This window comes from Actinoplanes sp. NPDC049265 (assembly GCF_043197135.1).
In the GTDB taxonomy this organism is placed as follows: domain Bacteria; phylum Actinomycetota; class Actinomycetes; order Mycobacteriales; family Micromonosporaceae; genus Actinoplanes.
In genome coordinates this window covers 110,082-128,328 of record NZ_JBICSP010000025.1, presented here as the reverse complement: position 1 = coordinate 128,328, position 18,247 = coordinate 110,082, and the positions used below count along the sequence as shown (strand labels likewise).

At 69.7% G+C, this 18,247-nt stretch carries 4 protein-coding genes; 2 read left to right on the top strand and 2 right to left on the bottom strand.

Features of this window, described 5'->3' with window-relative positions; translation table 11 throughout:
• Positions 1 to 734 precede the first annotated feature (734 nt).
• The gene (locus tag ACGFIO_RS38945; RefSeq protein ID WP_392834899.1) at positions 735 to 2,189 is read right to left on the bottom strand and encodes an acyl-CoA dehydrogenase family protein; all 1,455 of its coding nucleotides are present in this window, start codon (positions 2,187 to 2,189) and stop codon (positions 735 to 737) included.
• 618 nt (positions 2,190 to 2,807) lie between these two features.
• Between ACGFIO_RS38945 and ACGFIO_RS38940 the strand changes: the two genes are divergently transcribed.
• Entirely contained in the window at positions 2,808 to 5,375 is a 2,568-nt protein-coding gene (locus ACGFIO_RS38940; protein ID WP_392834898.1) for a right-handed parallel beta-helix repeat-containing protein, read from the top strand.
• Between the two features lie 55 nt (positions 5,376 to 5,430).
• Positions 5,431 to 5,985, top strand: coding sequence for an RNA polymerase sigma factor (locus ACGFIO_RS38935; RefSeq protein ID WP_392834897.1), 555 nt, complete (start codon positions 5,431 to 5,433; stop codon positions 5,983 to 5,985).
• Between the two features lie 4 nt (positions 5,986 to 5,989).
• Here ACGFIO_RS38935 and ACGFIO_RS38930 read toward each other — a convergent pair whose 3' ends face one another.
• Entirely contained in the window at positions 5,990 to 18,214 is a 12,225-nt protein-coding gene (locus ACGFIO_RS38930; protein WP_392834895.1) for a hypothetical protein, read from the bottom strand.
• Between the last annotated feature and the right edge of the window lie 33 nt (positions 18,215 to 18,247).

The window sequence follows — 18,247 nt, the reverse complement described above, 5'->3', positions numbered from 1 at the left end:
CGGATCACGCACCGCGGCCAGTGCGGCGGGCAACCCAGCAGCGGTTTCCGGCACGGTCAGAGCCGGTGCATCGGACAGAGACGAGATCAGCGATGGTGGCAGTGCGGGCATGACTCACTTCGGATAGATCATCGTGGCGTAGGAACCTTGATGATCTTCTGAACCGGTCATGCCCGTCTTGCTGCCGCCAACCGAGGCGCCTCTACCTTGATCCACTCAAGTCGGACACCATCACGACTTTGCCGGGGCCCTGGCCGCACGGCGAAGACTGCCGGCAACCGGCGCGACGCCGGCATCCGACTGCGTCACGCGGGCGCTGCGTGGACTCGAATCGGGACGCGCCGTCGTGACCACCACCCTCGCCGCACGCGTGCTCGCTCGGATGCCGGCCCGCTCCACTCAGCGAATTCTGGGGCGCATCATGGCGGACGCCGCGAACGCGCCGCAGTCGGCGGACTGAGCGGGCCCACCGAGCCGCCGAGGCTCGGTGCCCACTTTGGACTACTGTGCGAGTGTGACGTTCTGACGGCTCACCATCGACGCGAACGATCCGTCGCGGCCGGCCCGGTTCTGGGCGCGGTCACGTTGTCGCCCGGATGCTCGTCGGCTCATTGCGGACTCCGAATTGGACGAAAAAACGGGGGCCGGCTTTTGCGTCGGCCGGCGAACGGCAAGGTACGTCGCCTCCGAATCTCGAAGCATCTTCCGGCCCTGCCGCCTTTCAGTGAACCCCTTTACCGCGAGGCAGCGGACGCTTCAACAGCGTCGTGTCCAATCGATTCGGCCAGTTCGAGCTCGACGCCCACTTTTTGTATCTCTGCCTTCAGATACTTGATCGCCGATTGAGCTGAACCAGAGACGGCCTGTGGACTCGCTTTCTCCCACTCCAGCACCTGCTGGGCCGCGAAGACGTAGGCGATCAACCTGCCGGCGAGTACGAGACCGCCCTGATCAAGGGGCTTGTCGAGGAAGCTCGTGTCGAGTTCGAGGTTTTGCATCGCCAACGAGGTCAACGGCCAGGCAGCCAGGATGGGAGTGAGCGTCTTGCCCTCTTCGCGCTTCAGGCACCACTGGGCGAGTTGTTGACTCAGCAGGTCATTGTTGCCGTCGAAGATGGTGAAAACCCGAGTGTCCAAGAACGCCTGCGAGGCCAAAGTCTTGGGCGATCCGTGCCGGTAACCTTCTCCGCCGGAGATCTGGATATAGTGGTTGGCGGCGCTGATCATGTTTTCCGTGGCGACTGTCTTGAGTGCTTGCACCTGCGGGTAGTCGTCGATCATCGTGCCTTGCATGTCGAGCTGTTTTGTGGCATAGAAGTGAAGTGCCTCGCAAATTGTGCTGGACGCCTTGATGGAATCCAGCCGGTATTTGACGAAGGGGATCTCGGCCAGCGTTTTGCGGCCATAGGGCCGCTTGGTCGCATAGCTCAGTGCTTCTCTTTCCACGCGTCGCAGGAAACCGGCTCCCATCGCCGGCATCAGGGATCGTGGCGCCATGAGGACCTCGACGGCCGCGCTCAGATCTTTGTCGTATGCGTTGAGCCGCCTGTACTCGGGCACAAACGCATCGATCTCGTTGAGTCCGTAGTCGAGCACCTTCATGCCCAGCGAATCGTACTTCTCAATGGTTTCGAACCCTTCGTCACGTCTAATGACGAAATAGCCGAAGGTGTTGCCGCCTTCTTCCCTCGCGCAGACGATCCACCATCGAGCTGTCGTGCTGAACCCTTGCCAGTGCTTGCGCCCCTTTATCCGATAACCCCCGTCGACCTTTGAGAATGTGGTCGTCATCCCGGCCAGGGCGGAACCGCCTCCGGGTTCGGTCATGGCCAACCCGCAGGTGATGGGCTCGCCCGACGCAAATTGGGGGAGTACTTCCTGCTGAACTTCACGCGTTCCCCACGCGATGATGGGACGGAGCGCAACCGCGGTGGTGACCTTGGCGTAGAAAGCGAGGGGCAAATTGTATTCGGCGATAGATTCGAGGACCAGAGTCATCTCTTCGTGACTGTCGCGTCCACCGAACTCTTTGGTCAGCACGGGCAGGAAGACGCCCGCCTCGACCAGCTCTTTCCAATCCTCGGCGGGGAGCGTCTGCTGTGGGTAGAACGACCAGTCGAATCTGCTCCGCGCCACCTCCTTGATATTATTTATGAAATCCTCAGTCGAAAGCTTCGCAACGTCATTCATAGCTTCTCGAATCGTAGTAGGGGGCAGGTATCGCTTGACCTGTGGCCAGCCGTATTACGACGCTATTTTTATGAAGATCGAGACGGCATGGTTTCGAAGAGATAGAACAGCCACATTCAGGCTGGCCGATGAATATGAAACTCTTGACAAGAGTTGTGGGCAAGGGCCGCGCCAGTCACATTCCCGGATGCACCCAGAAAGACTGCCCCCGAAGCGCGTGTTCGTTTGGCCCACGTGCGGTAATGCGGCTCCGGGCCGCCAGTCTTGTGAGTCCGGCCGCGGTCGGTTGGCGGCAAGGCGTTTCTGGCCCCGAAATCGATGGCCTCGCGGCTGACGCCGTCTGCTTCGTGGTCATGAACGACCCAGAGGGCAACGAGTTCTGCGTCAGCTGACCGCGCCCGTGACCTGACCGCGTCCGTGACCTGACCGCGCCCGTGACCTGACCGCGCCCGCGTCCTGACCGCGCCCGCGTCCGTCTGCGGCTCGCGCCCGTCGGCTGGTCGCGTCCGGGGCTATCCGCTGTTACGTCGGCGTTCGCCTGCGCGTCAGCCGACGTTCCCTCCCGGCCTCCTGAGAGTCCACATAGTTCAGGCTTCAATCTGGGTGGAGGCCTTACAAATGCGGACGTGGCGGCGAGGCGATGGGCTCACCGAGGCAATTCGGGTGGCGCCCGGGGAACGCGGTGCCGCACCGACCATCGACGCGGCCCTGCGGTCGGCCGGCGCGGGGCAGACCGTGCTGGTGTCACCCGGCGTCTACCGTGAGGACCTTCTCATCGACCGGGAGGTCCGGCTCGTCGCCGAGCTCGGGCGCGGCACGGTCTGGCTGGTCGCGGCCGCACCGGTCCGGCTGACCGCGTCGGCGACGCTGTCGGGGCTGGTGCTGACCGGCGTCGACCCGGGCGAGGCGGTGCTGGCCGTCGCCGCGGGAGAGGCCGGCATCGAGGGGTGCGAGTTCCGGGACGGGCGGGTCGAGGTCACCGCGTCGGGGGCGCCGGCGCTGCGTGACTGCCGCTTCGTCGGCGGGCGCCTGGCCGGACTGTACGCCCTCGGCGACAGCGCGGTCACGCTGGAGGACTGTGTGGTCGGCGGCGTCGACGGCATCGGCGTCGTGGCCGGTGGCTCGGCCCGGGTCACGATGCGGAATACCTGGATCACGTCGGTCAGCGGCTCGGGCGTCCGGGCCCGGGGCGGCGCGCGGGTCGAGATCGTCCAGGGTGGACTGAGCGGAGCCGGCCGGCATGGCGTGCTGGCCGAGGAGAGCTCCGTACTCACCGCCATTGACGCCGCGATCGACGGCAGTGCCGCCGACGGCGTCATGGTCAGCGGATCGGCCAGGGTGGAACTGAGCGCCTGCCGCATCGCCAACGCCGGTGGGGCGGGTGCCGTCGCCACCGGCAACGCCGAGCTGACCCTGGCCCGGACGGCGGTCGACCGGGCCGCCACGACCGGCGTGGTGGCCCGGGGCGACGCCCAGGTGCGGGTCAGCGGTGGTTCGGTGCGGCGCTCGGGTGGGAACGGGATCTTCGCGACCGACCGCAGCGCGGCCGCGCTCGACGACACCGCGGTCGGCGACTCGGCGTACAGCTGCGTCCATGTCGGAGGGTCGGCACGGGTGACCGCCGGCCAGGTCTGGTTCGGGCCGTCGCCCGAGCACGGCCTGCATCTGACCGGCGCCGGCACCGCCGAGCTGACCGGCGGCCGCGTGCACGACTGCGCGCTGGCCGCGGTGAGCCTGGAGGAACAGGCCACGGTGACCTTGACCGATCTCGTCATCGACGGCAACCGCAACGGCGTGATGCACAGCTCCGACCGGCCGATCACCCTCACCGGTTGTGTGGTCGGCGGCAGCGAGCGGGCCGGCGTACAGGTCGGCGAGAACGCCACGATCGCGATGACCGGCTGCCGGATCGAACGCACCGGCACCGCCGGCATCGTCTTCGAGCAGTTCAGTGGCGGGTCGGTGGAGAACTGCGCGGTGCACGGCACCGGCGGGTCCGGCATCGTGATCTGGACCGGCGCGACCCCGGAGGTCAAGGACAGCTCGGTCACGGCCGCGGCCAAGAACGCCTTGTTCGTCGGCGTGGGCGGCGGCGGTTCGTACACCGGCTGTGTCTTCACCGGCAGCGCGTTCCCGGCCGTACACGTCGCGGCGGACGCCACACCCCGGCTGACCCGATGCCGGATCCGTGACACCGAGGTCGACGTCGCGCTGGACGAGGCGGCCAAGCCGGTCTTCGCCGACATCAAGCTGACCGACGTGGCGAAATCCCTGCTGCCGGCGGAGGGGGTGGCGGCGGTGGCCGGCGGTGCGGGCGCGGTGCCGTCAGCGGCCGGGCGGTCCGACGGCGAGGACCCGCCGGGCGAGGCCGACCTGCCCGAACTGCTGGCCGAGCTGAACGCGCTGGTCGGGCTGAGCCGGGTCAAGCAGGATGTGGAGGCCCAGGTCAAACTCATGCAGACGGTACGCCGCCGGCAGGACGCCGGCCTGGCCGCACCGCCGCTGAGCCGGCACCTGGTGTTCGCCGGCAACCCGGGAACGGGCAAGACCACTGTGGCCCGGCTGTACGGCAAGCTGCTGGCCGCTCTGGGCATGCTCGAGCGGGGACACCTGATCGAGGCCGACCGCACCGCCATGGTCGGCGAGTACGTCGGGCACACCGGACCGCGTACCCAGGCGATCTTCCGCCGGGCCCTCGGCGGGGTGCTGTTCATCGACGAGGCGTACTCGCTGGTGCCGCCGGGCAACCCGCAGGACTTCGGCCAGGAGGCGATCGCCACGCTGGTCAAGCTCATGGAGGACCACCGCGACAACGTTGTCGTGATCGTGGCCGGCTACCCCTTGGAGATGAGCCGGTTCGTCGCCTCCAACCCCGGTCTGGCCTCACGGTTCTCCCGGACGCTGACCTTCGAGGACTACGGACCGGCCGAGCTCACCTCGATCGTCGAGGCGCAGTGCCACAACCACGAGTACCAGCTGGCCGAGGACGCGGAGGCGGCGCTGCACGCGTTCTTCGCGACGCTGGACCACGGGCACGGCTTCGGCAACGGCCGGGCGGCCCGCCAGGTGTTCCAGCGGATGACCGAACATCAGGCCCAGCGAGTGGCCGACCTCGAGAACCCGTCGACCGAGGACCTGCTCCGGCTCACCGTGTCCGACCTGCCGAGTGGAGACGCCGCTGCATGACGCCCGGCGCCGGGCTTCCGCAGGCCGAACGTGATCGGAATGGGGGTGTGGTTCGATGGCGGCTCCACCGGCCGGTGAACGATCACCGGACGTGAACACCGTGGCCTGGTTCGAGCACGTGCTGGTTCCGGACTGCACGCCCGCGCTGCGCCGCTATGTCCGCCGGCTGCTGCCCGGCGACGAGCACCGGGCCGACGACATCGTCCAGGAGACGCTGCTGCGTGCCTGGCGGAACGTCGCGGTGCTGGCCGAGGCCCGCTCGCCCCAGGCGTGGCTCTCCCGGGTGGCCCGCAACCTGGTCATCGACTGGGTCCGGCGGCACGCGGCACGGCCGCACGAGGTGGACGAGGACCTGTGGGCGGTGGAGCAGCCGGCCGACGAGCGGTACGATACCGCACTCGACCGGGCGGTGCTGGTCGGGGCGTTGCAGCGGCTGCCACCGATCCAGCGGGAGATTCTGATCCTGGTGCACTACCAGGACCGTACGCACACCGATGTGGCCAGCGCGCTGGGCGTACCGGCGGGCACCGTGAAGTCGCGGGTCCACTACGCGACCCGTGAGCTGCGCCGCGTGCTCGGTGACGCCGGCGTGACCGGCCTGCGGTTCTGACGTCTCAGCTCGGGTCGGCCAGCAGGGCCAGAGCGCGGTCGACGGTGTCGTCGCCCTCGGCGGGCCGCACGGTCACCGCCCGGACCTCGGCGCCGAGCCGGGCCCGCAGGCGCCGGACGACGTTGCCCAGCCAACGCTCGACGTCGCCCGGTGTGAGGCCGGCCCGGATTTCGGCCGGCAGGTGACCGCTGTATTCGTCGGTGACCGTCCAGACGCCGGTCTCCGGGTCGCGGCTGAGCCCGCCGTTGATCCGGGCCGGTCCGGGCCGCGCGTGCCCGTCCTCGGTGAACCGCGGGCCGATCGTGGCGTGGCTCTGCTCGCCCAACGCGACGCGCAACTGGTGCATGGTGAGCGTCGGGTCCTTCGCGTGCATCTTCACGAAGAGATCGTCGATCTGTCGCCCGGAGACCACCGTGGACATCTGCCGGCTGCCGATCCAGACCTGGCCGTCCTCGGCGACCACATAGTGCCACTGCGCGTCCGGGCGGCCGGCCCAGACGAACTCCTCGAAGTCGGACAGCAGCATGAGGGCCGGGTTGACGCGTACGTCGTGCGACGGATCGAGCTCGTGCGGCTGGATCCCCTCCGGGTACGCCGGTGGGCCGTACTCGTGGTTCAGATCGAGGGGAGAGGTGACTCCGCTCCGGATCTCGCGCGGCGCCCAGACCAGCGAGACCGGTCGGCCGGCGGCGAACCGGATGAGCGGTTCACCGCCCCCGTCCTTCTGGTGGCCGTGCACGATGTGGTTGAACATGGCGGCGTCGGCCGGATCGGCGAACGTGGCCGCGCTGGTCGGGTCGGCCCGGTTCCAGCGCATGTGTGCGCCGTGCATGACGCCCATGTCCCGGGCCACCATCAGGTCGACGACCGCCTGGTAGCTCGGCCCGTCCAGTTCGGACTCGACCAGGCCGCGCTCGGCGCCGTCGGCCAGCCGGATGTCGAAGAGGTCGTGGTCCCCGGTGATGGGCGCGTAGGAGCCGTGGGCGTCGCGCGTTCCGATCACGCCGTGGTGCAGCCCGAGTTCCCCCTTCTGGATCAGTTCGGCGGCCTCGGGGGCGAGCCGGTTGAACTCGGCCGCGCGTTGCCGCAACCGTGACTCCAGGGCCGGGCGTTCGGCCGCGGTGGCGTCCTCGGGCATCCGCAGGATCAACGTGTCCTTGAGCCCGTGATCGGGTGCCCGTTCCGGACGCATCAGGCCGACTAGGCCGATGGTGTGCTCGCTGGCTCCCAGCCGTACGTCGAGCTGGTTGATCGTCTTGGCCTTGATCTTCACCGGTTTGGGCCCGGCCAGGCCGTCGGCCCACCGGATGCCGGCCGGGTTGGTCGGGCGTACGTAGACGGCCAGGCCGTGTTCGTCCACGAAGGCCTGAAGCTTCCGGGCCGAGCTCTCCGGCATGCCGTAGCGGTCGCGCAGGACGTTCCGGTTCGGGTTGGGCAGGGTGCTCGGCTCGGCCGCCAGCCGCCGGGGGCCGGCGGTCAGGACGACGTCCGAGCCGGCCGGGGAAGCGGGCGCCGGCACCGGATTGGCGAACTTCTGCTTCTGATACCAGGTACGCAGCTGCTGCTGAAAGTCGCCCGCGGCGGTCGTTTGGGACGGGAACATCCGGGTCATCTTGTGCGCGATGCTGCGGGAGAAGGTCTTGATCCGGGCCGGTGGGGCCGGCGGCGGTGCGGTGGTCCGCTCCATCGCCTGGTAATGGTCACCCTGGCGGAAGAGGTCGATGGTCTCGGCGCCGTCCCGGCCGACGCGGGCCACCGCCTTTCCGGGCTGGTGCACCCGGAACTGCACGTCCAGGGTCGACGCGAGCAGCGGGAGAAACGTCTCGCCGAGCGGGGCGCCGGAGGTGGTTTCCCAGGTCCGGACCGCCTCGGTGAGCCCGGCGAACTCCTCCGCGCTCAGCGCCCGGCCCTCGTCCAGGTAGTGGAAAGCGGCCATGGCGCGCAGCCTGTCGGCGGTCAGCGGGCGGAGGTCGAAGTGCCGCCCGTGCTCGTGTATGCGGTCGAGCATCTGCTGCGGGGTGGGCGCACTGTGGGCCAGGCCGCCCTTCGCGTTCATTCTGACCTCGCGCCGGGCCAGCACCGGGGCCGCCGTCGCGGACGTGCCGCCCGCGACCAGTCGTTCGGTGCGGACCGCGACGTAACTGTTCACGAGATCGTCGAGGGGAAGCAGGTGGCCGTGCTGCACGCGGTCGATGCCATAGTCGTGCAGCCGCGCGATCAGGGCGCCGTGATCCATGCCGTCGATTTCCACCTGCACCTGGCGGGTGAGCATGTGCCGGCGGTACGGGCCGGTCACCTGGGCCGGCACGCGTTCCCGGCCGAGCGCCGCCAGGTGGTCGCCGACCAGTTGGCGGAGCTGTTCGGCGGCGCGGCCCAACTCGGACTGGAGCGGCACCAGCCCGGCGGCGTTGCGGATCCCGTTGGTCCGCCAGCGGGCCAGGTCGTCCCGGACCAGTTGCGGGTTGCCCAGCCAGTCGCGGATCCGGGTGGTGTCGACGCCGGCCGCCGTGAGCCGCTCGCCGACCCGGCCGGGGTCGCCGCCCAGCACCGAGTAGAGCTGGCCCCGGCCCTCGGCCGGTACGTCGTGCACGATGCCGCCCGGAACCGTGCGGGGCGGCTCGGCCGGGACGGCCTTGATGCTCATCGTCCGGACCGGCGTCTTGGCGGCTTTGGTCTTCGCGCGGGCCTGTGACTCGATGGCCCGGCCGCCGTCGTAGTGGTCGCCGGTGCGATGGACCTGGATCAGAGGGGCGCCGTCGCGGCCGAGCGTGAACGGCGACCGCCCCGGGGCGTGCACCTGGACCCGGGCCTCCAGCACACGGGCCAGCAACGGCAGGAAGGTCTCGCCGGCGTCGGCCGACCACTCCCGCTCCCAGGTGCCGACCGCGGCCACGATCTGCGCGAACTCCAGGTCGTCGAGCGGCCGCTCAGTGCTCAGGTAACGCTCCAGGGCGACGTCTCGCAGCAGGTCGTCGCCCAGGTTGTTGAGCGAGAACCGCTGGCCGTGGGCTCGTACGTAGTCGAGCAGTTCCTGTTTGCTCAGCGTCCCGCCGGTCGCTTCGGCCGAGGCGGTCACCCGGGCCGCGTCCGGTCCCTGGCCACCGCCCACGAGTTCCTCGGTACGCAGATTCCGGTACGCCCCGCGCAACTGGTCGGTCGAGATGAGTTCCCCGTTGCGGATCTCGGTCAGGCCGTACTCGCGTAGCTGGTCCAGAAGCTGAGCACGGTTCATCGCGTTGACCTCGGCGCGCTGCGTCGTGAAATGGAAGTTGCGGAACGTCTGGACCGCCAGCGACGGCACCGCGTTCGATCCGTGCTCGTGCAGGTTCCGCTCGACCAGCAGCCGCAGATTCTCGGCGGCGTCGGCCAGCTCGACGTGGGCCGGGACCAGGCCACGGTCGTCGCGCATCGGGGTCGCGGCCAGGTCGCGGAGCTGAGTCCGTACGTCGGCCGCCTTGGCCAGCCACGCGTGCAGGTGGGGCGAGCCGAGACCGGCCTCGGCCAGCTTGTCGCCGACCCGGCCCGGATTGCTGGCGATCATCGCGTAGAGCTGGCAGCGGCCGTCGGCCGGCACGGTGACCGGCAGGCTGGTCGGCTTGGGCGGGGGAGGCACCACGCGGGTCCGTTTGATGGGCAACGTCGCCGCGTTCTTCAACGATGGTTCGGCCGCGTCCAGCGTCTGTTGCCGGATGTGGCCGCTCAGCTCGCCCCTCCGGGCGTCGGTGGCCGACGCCGTCACCCCGAGGTGGTCGTGCCGGAAGTCGTCGAGCATCTGGTAGTGCTGCTGCTCCAGGCTCCACCACTTCTCGCCGGCCGCCTCCCACTCCTGGTGCAGGCCGGGGATGGTCTGCTCGTGCTCCGCCCGGGCGGCGCTGTTCTCGGCGGCGGCGTAGGCCTCGAACCGGGCCGTGTCCAGCTTCTCGGCCGCCGCGATGAACTCGTCGGCCGCTTTGGCGAGAGTTGCCTCATGCGCGGCGATGTCGGTGAAGGACTGGAGCCGGAGGGCGGCGTCGTCGGCCAGCGTGCCGACGTCGCCGCCCAGGCCCAGCGCCGCGCGCCCGTCGTGCAGACCCATGCGTAGCGTGACGACGTGCAGGCCGGCCGAGTCCGGGCTGATCAGCTTGATCGGCTTGACGAACCGGCTCAGAACGTGGTCCAGGTGGATGGTCACCTCGATCCGGGTGAGGTAGTCCAGCGCGGCCGAGCGGCTTTCCGGCTTGGTGTTGCCCAGCGATCCGGTGGCGCCGCTGCCGGTCTCGGCCGCGACGTGGGAGTCGCCGGCCACGGCCCCCGAACCGCCGTGCTCCAGGCCCTGTTCCGGAGTGTCGGTGAACCCGCGGCCCATCACCGGAAGGCGGATCTGCCGCAGCCACTGGACAAGCTTGTTCGAACCCGCGGAGTAGCCGGCCGTGGATTGCGGTGCGTGCTCGCGGAACACGCCCGAGCTGACGCCGTTGAGCGACACCGCCTCCGGAATCTGCCTGATGTTGATCCGGGCCCGCTGGCCGAAGATCTGCGCGCTGACCGCCGGCGGCAGGTCCAGCCCGGTCTCCTGGAGCATCTTGCCGGAGCCCGGCAGCAGGATGTGCGGGGTCAGGCCCTGCCGGATCGTGTGCGCGCCGGCATAGCCGGGTTTGGCCAGCCGTTTGGCCGCGTCGACAAGCATGCCCTCGACGGTCTTCTGCAGCCGGGCGAGCTGGGTCAGATCCTCGGCCGCGAACCGTGGCGGGATCGGCAGACCGTTCGAGGTGGTCCAGCCGGGGCCGAATTCTTCCGGCTCCCTGATCGGGTACGCCGTCGGCGCCTTGACGTCGGGAAGTTTGTCGTCGGCCGTACGCTCGCGCGGAAGTCGCAGGTCGTCGGCCCACCGGTCCTGCTGGACCACGTCGTGCACGACCAGCAGCGGCTCGTCGATCGGTTTCCCCTGGTCGAAGATGACCAGCGAGAACTTCACCCCGAACTCCATCCGGGCCTTGACACCGCGGCCCGAGCTGAGGTCGGTCTGCACCGTCGTCGTGCCGCTGGACTGGGTGTTCGACTTCTGCGACGAGCGGCCGACGTTGTCGCCGTAGCCCATCGCGAAGTTCTCGCCATGGTGGTTGGACACGCCGGTGGCGGTGAGGCCGGCCGTCTCCGCGTGACCGTGCGTGCGCTGAACCGTGGTCGAGACGTCGCCGGCCAGGGTGGTCTTGATGTCCAGGTCGTCGTGGCTGGCCACGAAACCCCGGAACTTCGGCCGGGTGGTCGGCTCGGCGATCAGGCGCACGTCGCGGGAGTGCTGGGTCAGCTTGGCGGGCTTGGTGTGCAGCACCGACACCCCGCCGTCGACCATGGCCGGCCAGTGCTGCTCGACCCCGTCCGGAGTGAAGAGGTAGAGCAGCCGGCGCCGGTTGAGCATCGGGTCGGCCAGTCCCATGCCGCCGACCGAGTCCGAGATCTTCGTCACCGACCGGTTCTCGACCTTGTTCGCGATCTTGTCGAGCAGGTTGTCGACCCAGCTCTTGTCTTCCTGGTAGTGCGCCGCCGCCCGCCTCAGCGCCTGGGTCATCGCGGCCGTCAGGGTGGGCACCTCATGGAACATGTAGAGGCCGAGCCCGGGGCCGTGGCCGGGCGGGAGCCGCAGCTCGGTGGCGAGTTTCGGGAGCCACGGCTGGGCGATCGCACCCGGGTCGGCCGGCAGCTTGGGCAGCAGGCCCAGCTTGTCCACCACGTCGGCGGAGAGCCGCAGATACAGCGCGTTGGTGATGGTGCCGTCGCGCTGGATCGACTTGAAGTGGTGCAGCCACTCGCCAGTCCGCAGGGCGGACGGGATGATCCCGAATTTGGCCGGGTTGGTGGTGAGCTCGACCGCGACCGAGAGCCGGAGATCGAACTTCACGATGTACGAGCGGGTTTTGCCCTTGCGGTTGTTGGCGTTCCGCTCGATGAAGCCGGCCAGGCTCTCGCCCTGGCGCTCGGTCTTCGCGTACAGGATCTTCTCGTAGGCGACCTGCAGCAGCCCGCCGCCTCCGCTGGTGCTCGCCGCCGTCCCCGGCTTGCGTATGTTGCCGCCGACGTTGGCCCGCGCGACGACCTGCTGCTCGAGGCTTTTCGAGGCGTCCGCCTCGACGCCGCCGATCGCGGCCTTCTCCACGGTGATCAGCCCGTGCGCCGGCAGCAGTTCGGGGTTGGTCAGCGAGGCCACGACGGCCATGTCGACCTGGGCACCGGCCTCGTCGGTCATCAGCTTGTCGACCGTCCACTGGTCGTTCATCATCGACCGCAACGCGCTGACCTGGTCGGTGTCGTTGAGCCGGCTGATCAGACCGGCCCACAGCGGCATGCCCTCGTCGAGCGACTCGACGCCGTACAACCCGCCGATCTTGGTTTGTGAGAAAAGGTCGTCGGCGTACTTCTGGGCCGCGGTGAGCGCGTCGCGGGCCAGGTCGAGGACGAACTTGTTGCCGGGCATGGCCTCGACCGACAGCCAGTCGCGCACCGGGTACCTGAGCTGCTCGCCGTCCGGCACCGCGTCGATCCAGTCGCGCAGCGAATCCAGGTCGAGCCGGGTGCGCCGGTTGACGCTCATCGGGTCCGGGCGCGGGGTGAAGACGGGTTCCTGGACGACCCGGCGCGGCATGACGGTGCTGGTGTCGTAGAGCTTGCGCACCAGCTTGGTCTCGACCATGCGGTACCGCGCGAACTCGGTGCCGCCCGTATGCGGGACCATCTCCCTGGTCGTCGGCGTGGCGTGGGGCGCGGGTGGCGTGCCGGTGACGTCGCGGGGCAGCCGCTGCTCGATCGTCCGGCCGAACCGCAGGTGGGCCCGCGGGTCGTAGGTGATCCGCCGGGTGTAGGCGTAGATGTCCACGGTGATCTCGAGGTGGTTGCCGAATACGTGCGAATCGGGCGTGCCGCCGTTCAGCCGGCTCTGGTTGCCGATCAGCTGCGCGCCGCTCTGCCGGGTGAACCGCCCGCGGTACTCCAGGGCGAGGCCCGGTGTCGCGGCGACCGACGCCAGATCGGTCCGGTACCGGAGGATGGCGGCGCCCTCGAAGGTGACGTTGCCCCGCCACTGGCCGCCGGCCGCGATCTTTTGCTGCGAACCGTCCGACCGGAGGACGCGGACGGCCTGACCCGGCTCCCGGCCCAGATGGTCGAAGTCGTTCACGTACCGGCCGGTGACGTGCACGATGAGGTGGCGGGTGCCGATCTTCCGGGTGCGGGTCAGCTCGGCGATCAGGCCCAGCTTCAGCAGTGCCTCCTCGCCCTGCCGGAGCCCGGCCGGGGAGATCACCCGGTCCAGCGCCGTCTGGTTGGCCGCCCGTTCCAGCGCGGCCCGGCTCGACCCCATCCGGAGGACCTTGGTCTGGTCGGCGAACCGGGGGAGGAAGCCGCCCTCGTACCGGCGGATCACCTCGGTCACGTCGGCCTGGTACTTGGTGAACTGGGTGAGGCCGTAGGTGACCGAGCGCCCGCCGGTCTTCGCGTACGGCGGCACGAACCACGGCTGCCGGGTCAGCGCCAGCGATCCCGCCTCGCCGGCCAGCTCGAGCGCCTTGGTCAGCGGCAGCCGGCCGAACACCACCAGGTCGATGGTCATGGTCGGGACCGCGCCGCTGGTGAACGGCATCCGGGAGCCTGGCACCTCCTGCAGGACCGGCGTGAACCGAAGCCGGACGTGGGTCTCGACCCCGACGTTCTTGATGTCCTTGAACTCGGTGCCGATGCGGGACACACTGCTCCCCGAGTGCGACGCGTTCATCGATCGGAAGAAGCCGCCGGACAACCGCACCTGCAGGTAGGCCGGCCCGAACGACCACCGGACCGGCACCGCCGTGAGGGCGCCACCGACCCGGCTGCTCTGCTGCGCCTTGTGGCTGAAGCTCAAGCCTGGCATCCAACGGAACGACGACTTGTCGATCCGCATCAGCGCGGAGAACTCGGACATGACCGCGTTCAGCTCGACCGACAGCGCGTGCGCGCTGTGCGGGCTGGAGATCACCGGCGGGTGCACCGGACCGTCCAGTGCCGGGATCAGGTGCGAGATGAACGACGGCTCGCTGAGCAGGTCGCGGGCGGCGTCGGCCCCCACCGAACCCGGATTGACGGTCTTGGTCGGATGGAGCCGGACCAGCATCTCCTCGCTGACGTCGTGCCACGAGCGTGTCGGCCGCTGCCCGTCGGCCAGGTCGAGACCGGCCCGCAGGATCCGGACCGGGGTGAAGTGCTCGACGATCTCCGACATCACCCGTTCGTCCAGCCGGATGGGTGTGATCTCGGAACTGGCCTCGGCCTTGGCGATGTCGTCGACCGCCCGGAACGTCACCGGACTCTCGATCGGCGGGGCGGTTCCGCGGGTGGAGCCGGCGCCGCCGATCGGGCCGCGTGGTTCCTCGGCCGTGACCTGGAATCGCGTCGGGGCGCCGACCAGGTGTGATCCGGATCCGGATCGGGTGTTGTGCGAGTCGGTGAGCTTGCCGGCGTCCTCGACCGCGTCGGTCGGCCGGGACAGCGCCCCCTCGAACCCGCCGCCGCCACCGTAGCCGAGCCGGTTGGGGAGGTTGACGATGACGCCGAGCGAGCCGTTGTTGCCGCCCGATCTCGCCGCCTTGGTGCCGGAGGAGAAGTCGGTCCGGGTGTCGAACTTGGCCTTGTCGTCGACCTGGCTGAGGAACGTGGTGTCCTTCGCCTCCCATTCCGGATTGACAGTGACGCGGTGCCAGTCGCCCAGCCCGTCCTCGATGTCGAAGCTGCGGCCGCCTTTGGTGAAGAACGACTGCTGGTCGTCGCGCAGCGCGGCGGCGATCTTCGCGGTCTTGGCCGGGCGGCCGGCCAGGACCGGGACGTTGCCCTTCCAGGTGGCGTTGATCCGCTGTTGGACGGCGGTGGTCGCGCCGGCCTCGATGTCGGCGATCAGCCGCTCGATGTCGTCGATGGAGTCGACCTCGTACAGCAGCTCGGGTCGCTCCCGGTACAGGCCGGGCAGCTCACCGGCCGGCGTCTCGGCCGGCGGAGCCTCCACGACGTCCTGGGCCGCGGCGCGGGTGATGGGGACCATCGGGATTTCCTCGCCGGCCGGCGCGACCTCCTTGCCCTTGCCGGTGACCGCCGGGGCGACGTCCGCACCGGACGCCCACAGGTTGTCCGGGCCGTGTGCCACCATCGCCGCCGCCGTCGAGCCGAGCGAACCGGAGAAGTGCGGGGACAGCACGGCGGTGATGTCGTCCAGGGCGGCCGGGGACAGCACGAACATCTCGTCGTGGCCGTGCGTACCCATCAGGTCGTGCGGCACCGGATCGGCCGGCCGGACCGGCCGCAGCAGCGCGTCCGGCCGCCGCAGGCCGTCCCGTACGCCGAGGTGGTGCACTGCCTCGTGGGCGTACGTGCCCGGGCTCTGACCGACCCTCCAGGCGCCCTGGTTCGTCTGCATCAGATCGTGCGAGAGCGGGATGCTGTTGTGGGCCAGCGCCGGGTCGTCGACGAACTCGACGGTCATCCGCATCTGCCTGTCGTAGCCGGACAGGACGTATCCGGGCTCGTTGACGTAGCGCCGGATGCCCTCGTGGGTGGCGGCCTTGGTCGCGGCCAGCTCGGCCGGGCTGACCCCCGAGTCGGCGTCGAGGTGCAGCCTCAGCGTGAAGTGCATGTCGTGCTCGGTCACGTCGAGCCGGTAGCGGACCCCGATCCGCTCGCCCCCGGCGGGCGGGCGGCTGACCGCGAACGGGTGCTCGCCGCCGGCCGTCGTCTCGAACCGGAACGGCTCCCGCAGAGCGCTGAACCGGTCGGTGTCGACCTCGATGACGCGGCCGGGCCCCGGGACCGCTCGCAGCTCCAGCTCGGTGCCGCCCGGGAGGTGACCGGCCGGGCCGAGTTCTCCGGCCATGTCGGGCTCGATCCGTACGCCGTCGCCGGTGCGCTGGACGAGTGACTCGGCGATCCGGACGTCCTTCTCGGCGCGCGCGGCGGCGAGCGGGTCGCCCGAGGCCTCGGCCAGCGCGTCCTGCGCCCGGCGGAGCTGGTCCAGCGCCCGCAGGTGGCCGGCCTGGGCCTGGGTGACGAGACCGGCCTCATCGGGGCGGATGGCGGCGGCGTCCTTCCCCAGCGCCGGCCGTCCGCCGCCCGGTGCCGGTTCGGCCAGCAGGTCCATCGCCTGGTTGACCGGCGGCGGGTGCGGCGCCGGGCCGGCCGGTGTGGTGATCGCGTTGGTGCCGCCCGGCTGGCCCGTGGTGGTCGAGTCGATCGCGCGGCTCGGTGTGGTGATCGCGTTGGTGCCGCCCGGTTGACCCGTGGTGGTCGAGTCGATCGCGCGGCTCGGTGTGGTGATCGCGTTGGTGCCGCCCGGTTGACCCGTGGTGGTCAGGTCGATCGCGCGCGAGGTGAACGCGGTCTCCGGCGCGCCCAGGTTGAACGCGACGCCGGTGTCGGAGACGCGCACCGCTGTCACGTCCCCGGTGTTCAGGTTGCGCATCTCCGGGCGGCCGAAAGCAGTCAGCCCGTCGATGCCGTGCGCGAACTTGTTCAGCCCGGCGCTGAGGTCGCTGAGCTGTATCTGGGGCATTGTCGCCGCGCCGAGGGACCCCATCGCCGGCATGTTCAGGTTGTCGGTCGAGCCGGTGAGCGCGGCGAGCCGGCCGAGATTCCCCTGACCGAGCGCGTTGAGTTGCGCCCCGGACAGATCCAGGGCGGCGGGCAGCGCGTGGGTCTCGAGGTGCAGCGTGTTCATCGCGGGCAGGTCGAAGCCGGTGCCGTTGGCCAGCTGGCTGAAACCGGCCAGGTCGTGGGTGGCGGGACTGTTCAGGCCGGCGACCTCGATGCCGTGCGCCGAGAAGCCGGTCTCGGTCGCGTGCACGCCGGCCATCGGATGCTCGGTCATGTCGGGCAGGAGCAGGCCGGACGAGCTGAAGTTGACCGAGCCGCCGCCCCCGGCGTGCGGCACGCTGCCCGGCTTGACGATGTTGACCGCGGTCAGCCCCTCGGCGAGCCGGAAGCCGGTGCCGACCGTACCCAGCGCGGTGAATCTCTCGATGCCCAGACCACGACCGAGTACGCCGATCTTGAACGCGCCGAGCACACCGAACTGGCCGATCTCGTGCGCCGCGAGCGGGGTGAACAGCCGCAGCGCCTTCCAGCCGCCGAACTCGCTCGCGATGAACCGGCCCGTACCGAGGGCACCCGCCTTCAGCAGGTGGCCCAGGTCGACGGCGAAGCCCTTCATCGCGCCGAGGCCGGCCGACAGCGCGGCCGGGAAGTGGATGATCATCGCCCGCGGGAGTTGCTGCAGGACGAAGCCCTTCAACGTCGCGAATCCCCTGACGGCCAGCAGGTCCAGCGAACTGACCGTCTTCGGGATGTTCAGCAGGCCGACCTTGACCGCGTTGGCCATGACCACGCTGATGTCGCCGATGCCCCGCAGCACCTCGGTGAAGCTGAAGGTCTGGGCCATGTGCCAGAAGTCGGTCAGACCCTTGGCCAGGGTGGTGGCGCCGGACTTCGCGACCTTGGTGATGGCCGCCGTGCTGGCCTTGACCAGCTTGGTCAGGTCGGTCAGCCCGATCAGCGGTCTGGTGCTCGGCCCGAGCACACCGAGCAGCCCGAGGACCAGCCCGAGCACGTTGGTCTTGCCCTCGGCGAAGTCGACCACCGCCTTGATCGCGAGGGCCACACCCATGCCGAAGGCGATCAGGCCGAGCGGGCCCCCGACGAAGATCGCGACGATGGAGATGATCAGCGTGAGCCAGCCGAAGATCTCCCAGAAGATGTCGCAGGCCGACTTGGGGGTGGTCGGCGATTTGATGTACGCCGTGGCGTCGTGGATGGCCGTCTTCGCCGTCTCGGCCGCGGTCTTCAGGTCGCTGCCGGCCGCCTCCGCGTCGGCTTTCAGCGTGGCCAGGCGGTTCTCGTCCGCACCGGCCGCCTGGTTCAGCGCGGCGTCCGCCTTGGACTGTGCCTCGCGCAGGGCGGTGACGTAGGTCCGGATCGCCGGGCCGGTCGCCGAGAAGGCCTGTTTGACGCCGGCGATGAAACCCTGCATCTCGTTGGTGACCTGCTCGCGCAGCCAGTCGGCGGTCTTCCCGACGAACGCGCCCTCGCCGCTGGTCTTGAGTACCTGGCCCAGCCCGGTGTCCGCGGTCTGCGCGTTGGTCGCCATCGCGTCCATGTAGTCGGCCACGCTGAGCAGGATGTCCGGGTCGCCGGGCGTGGGGTCGCCGGAGAGCTTGAGCGCCGACCAGTCACCGGGGCGTGCCACCGAGATGCCTCCCAAGGCCGAACCTGTACCCAT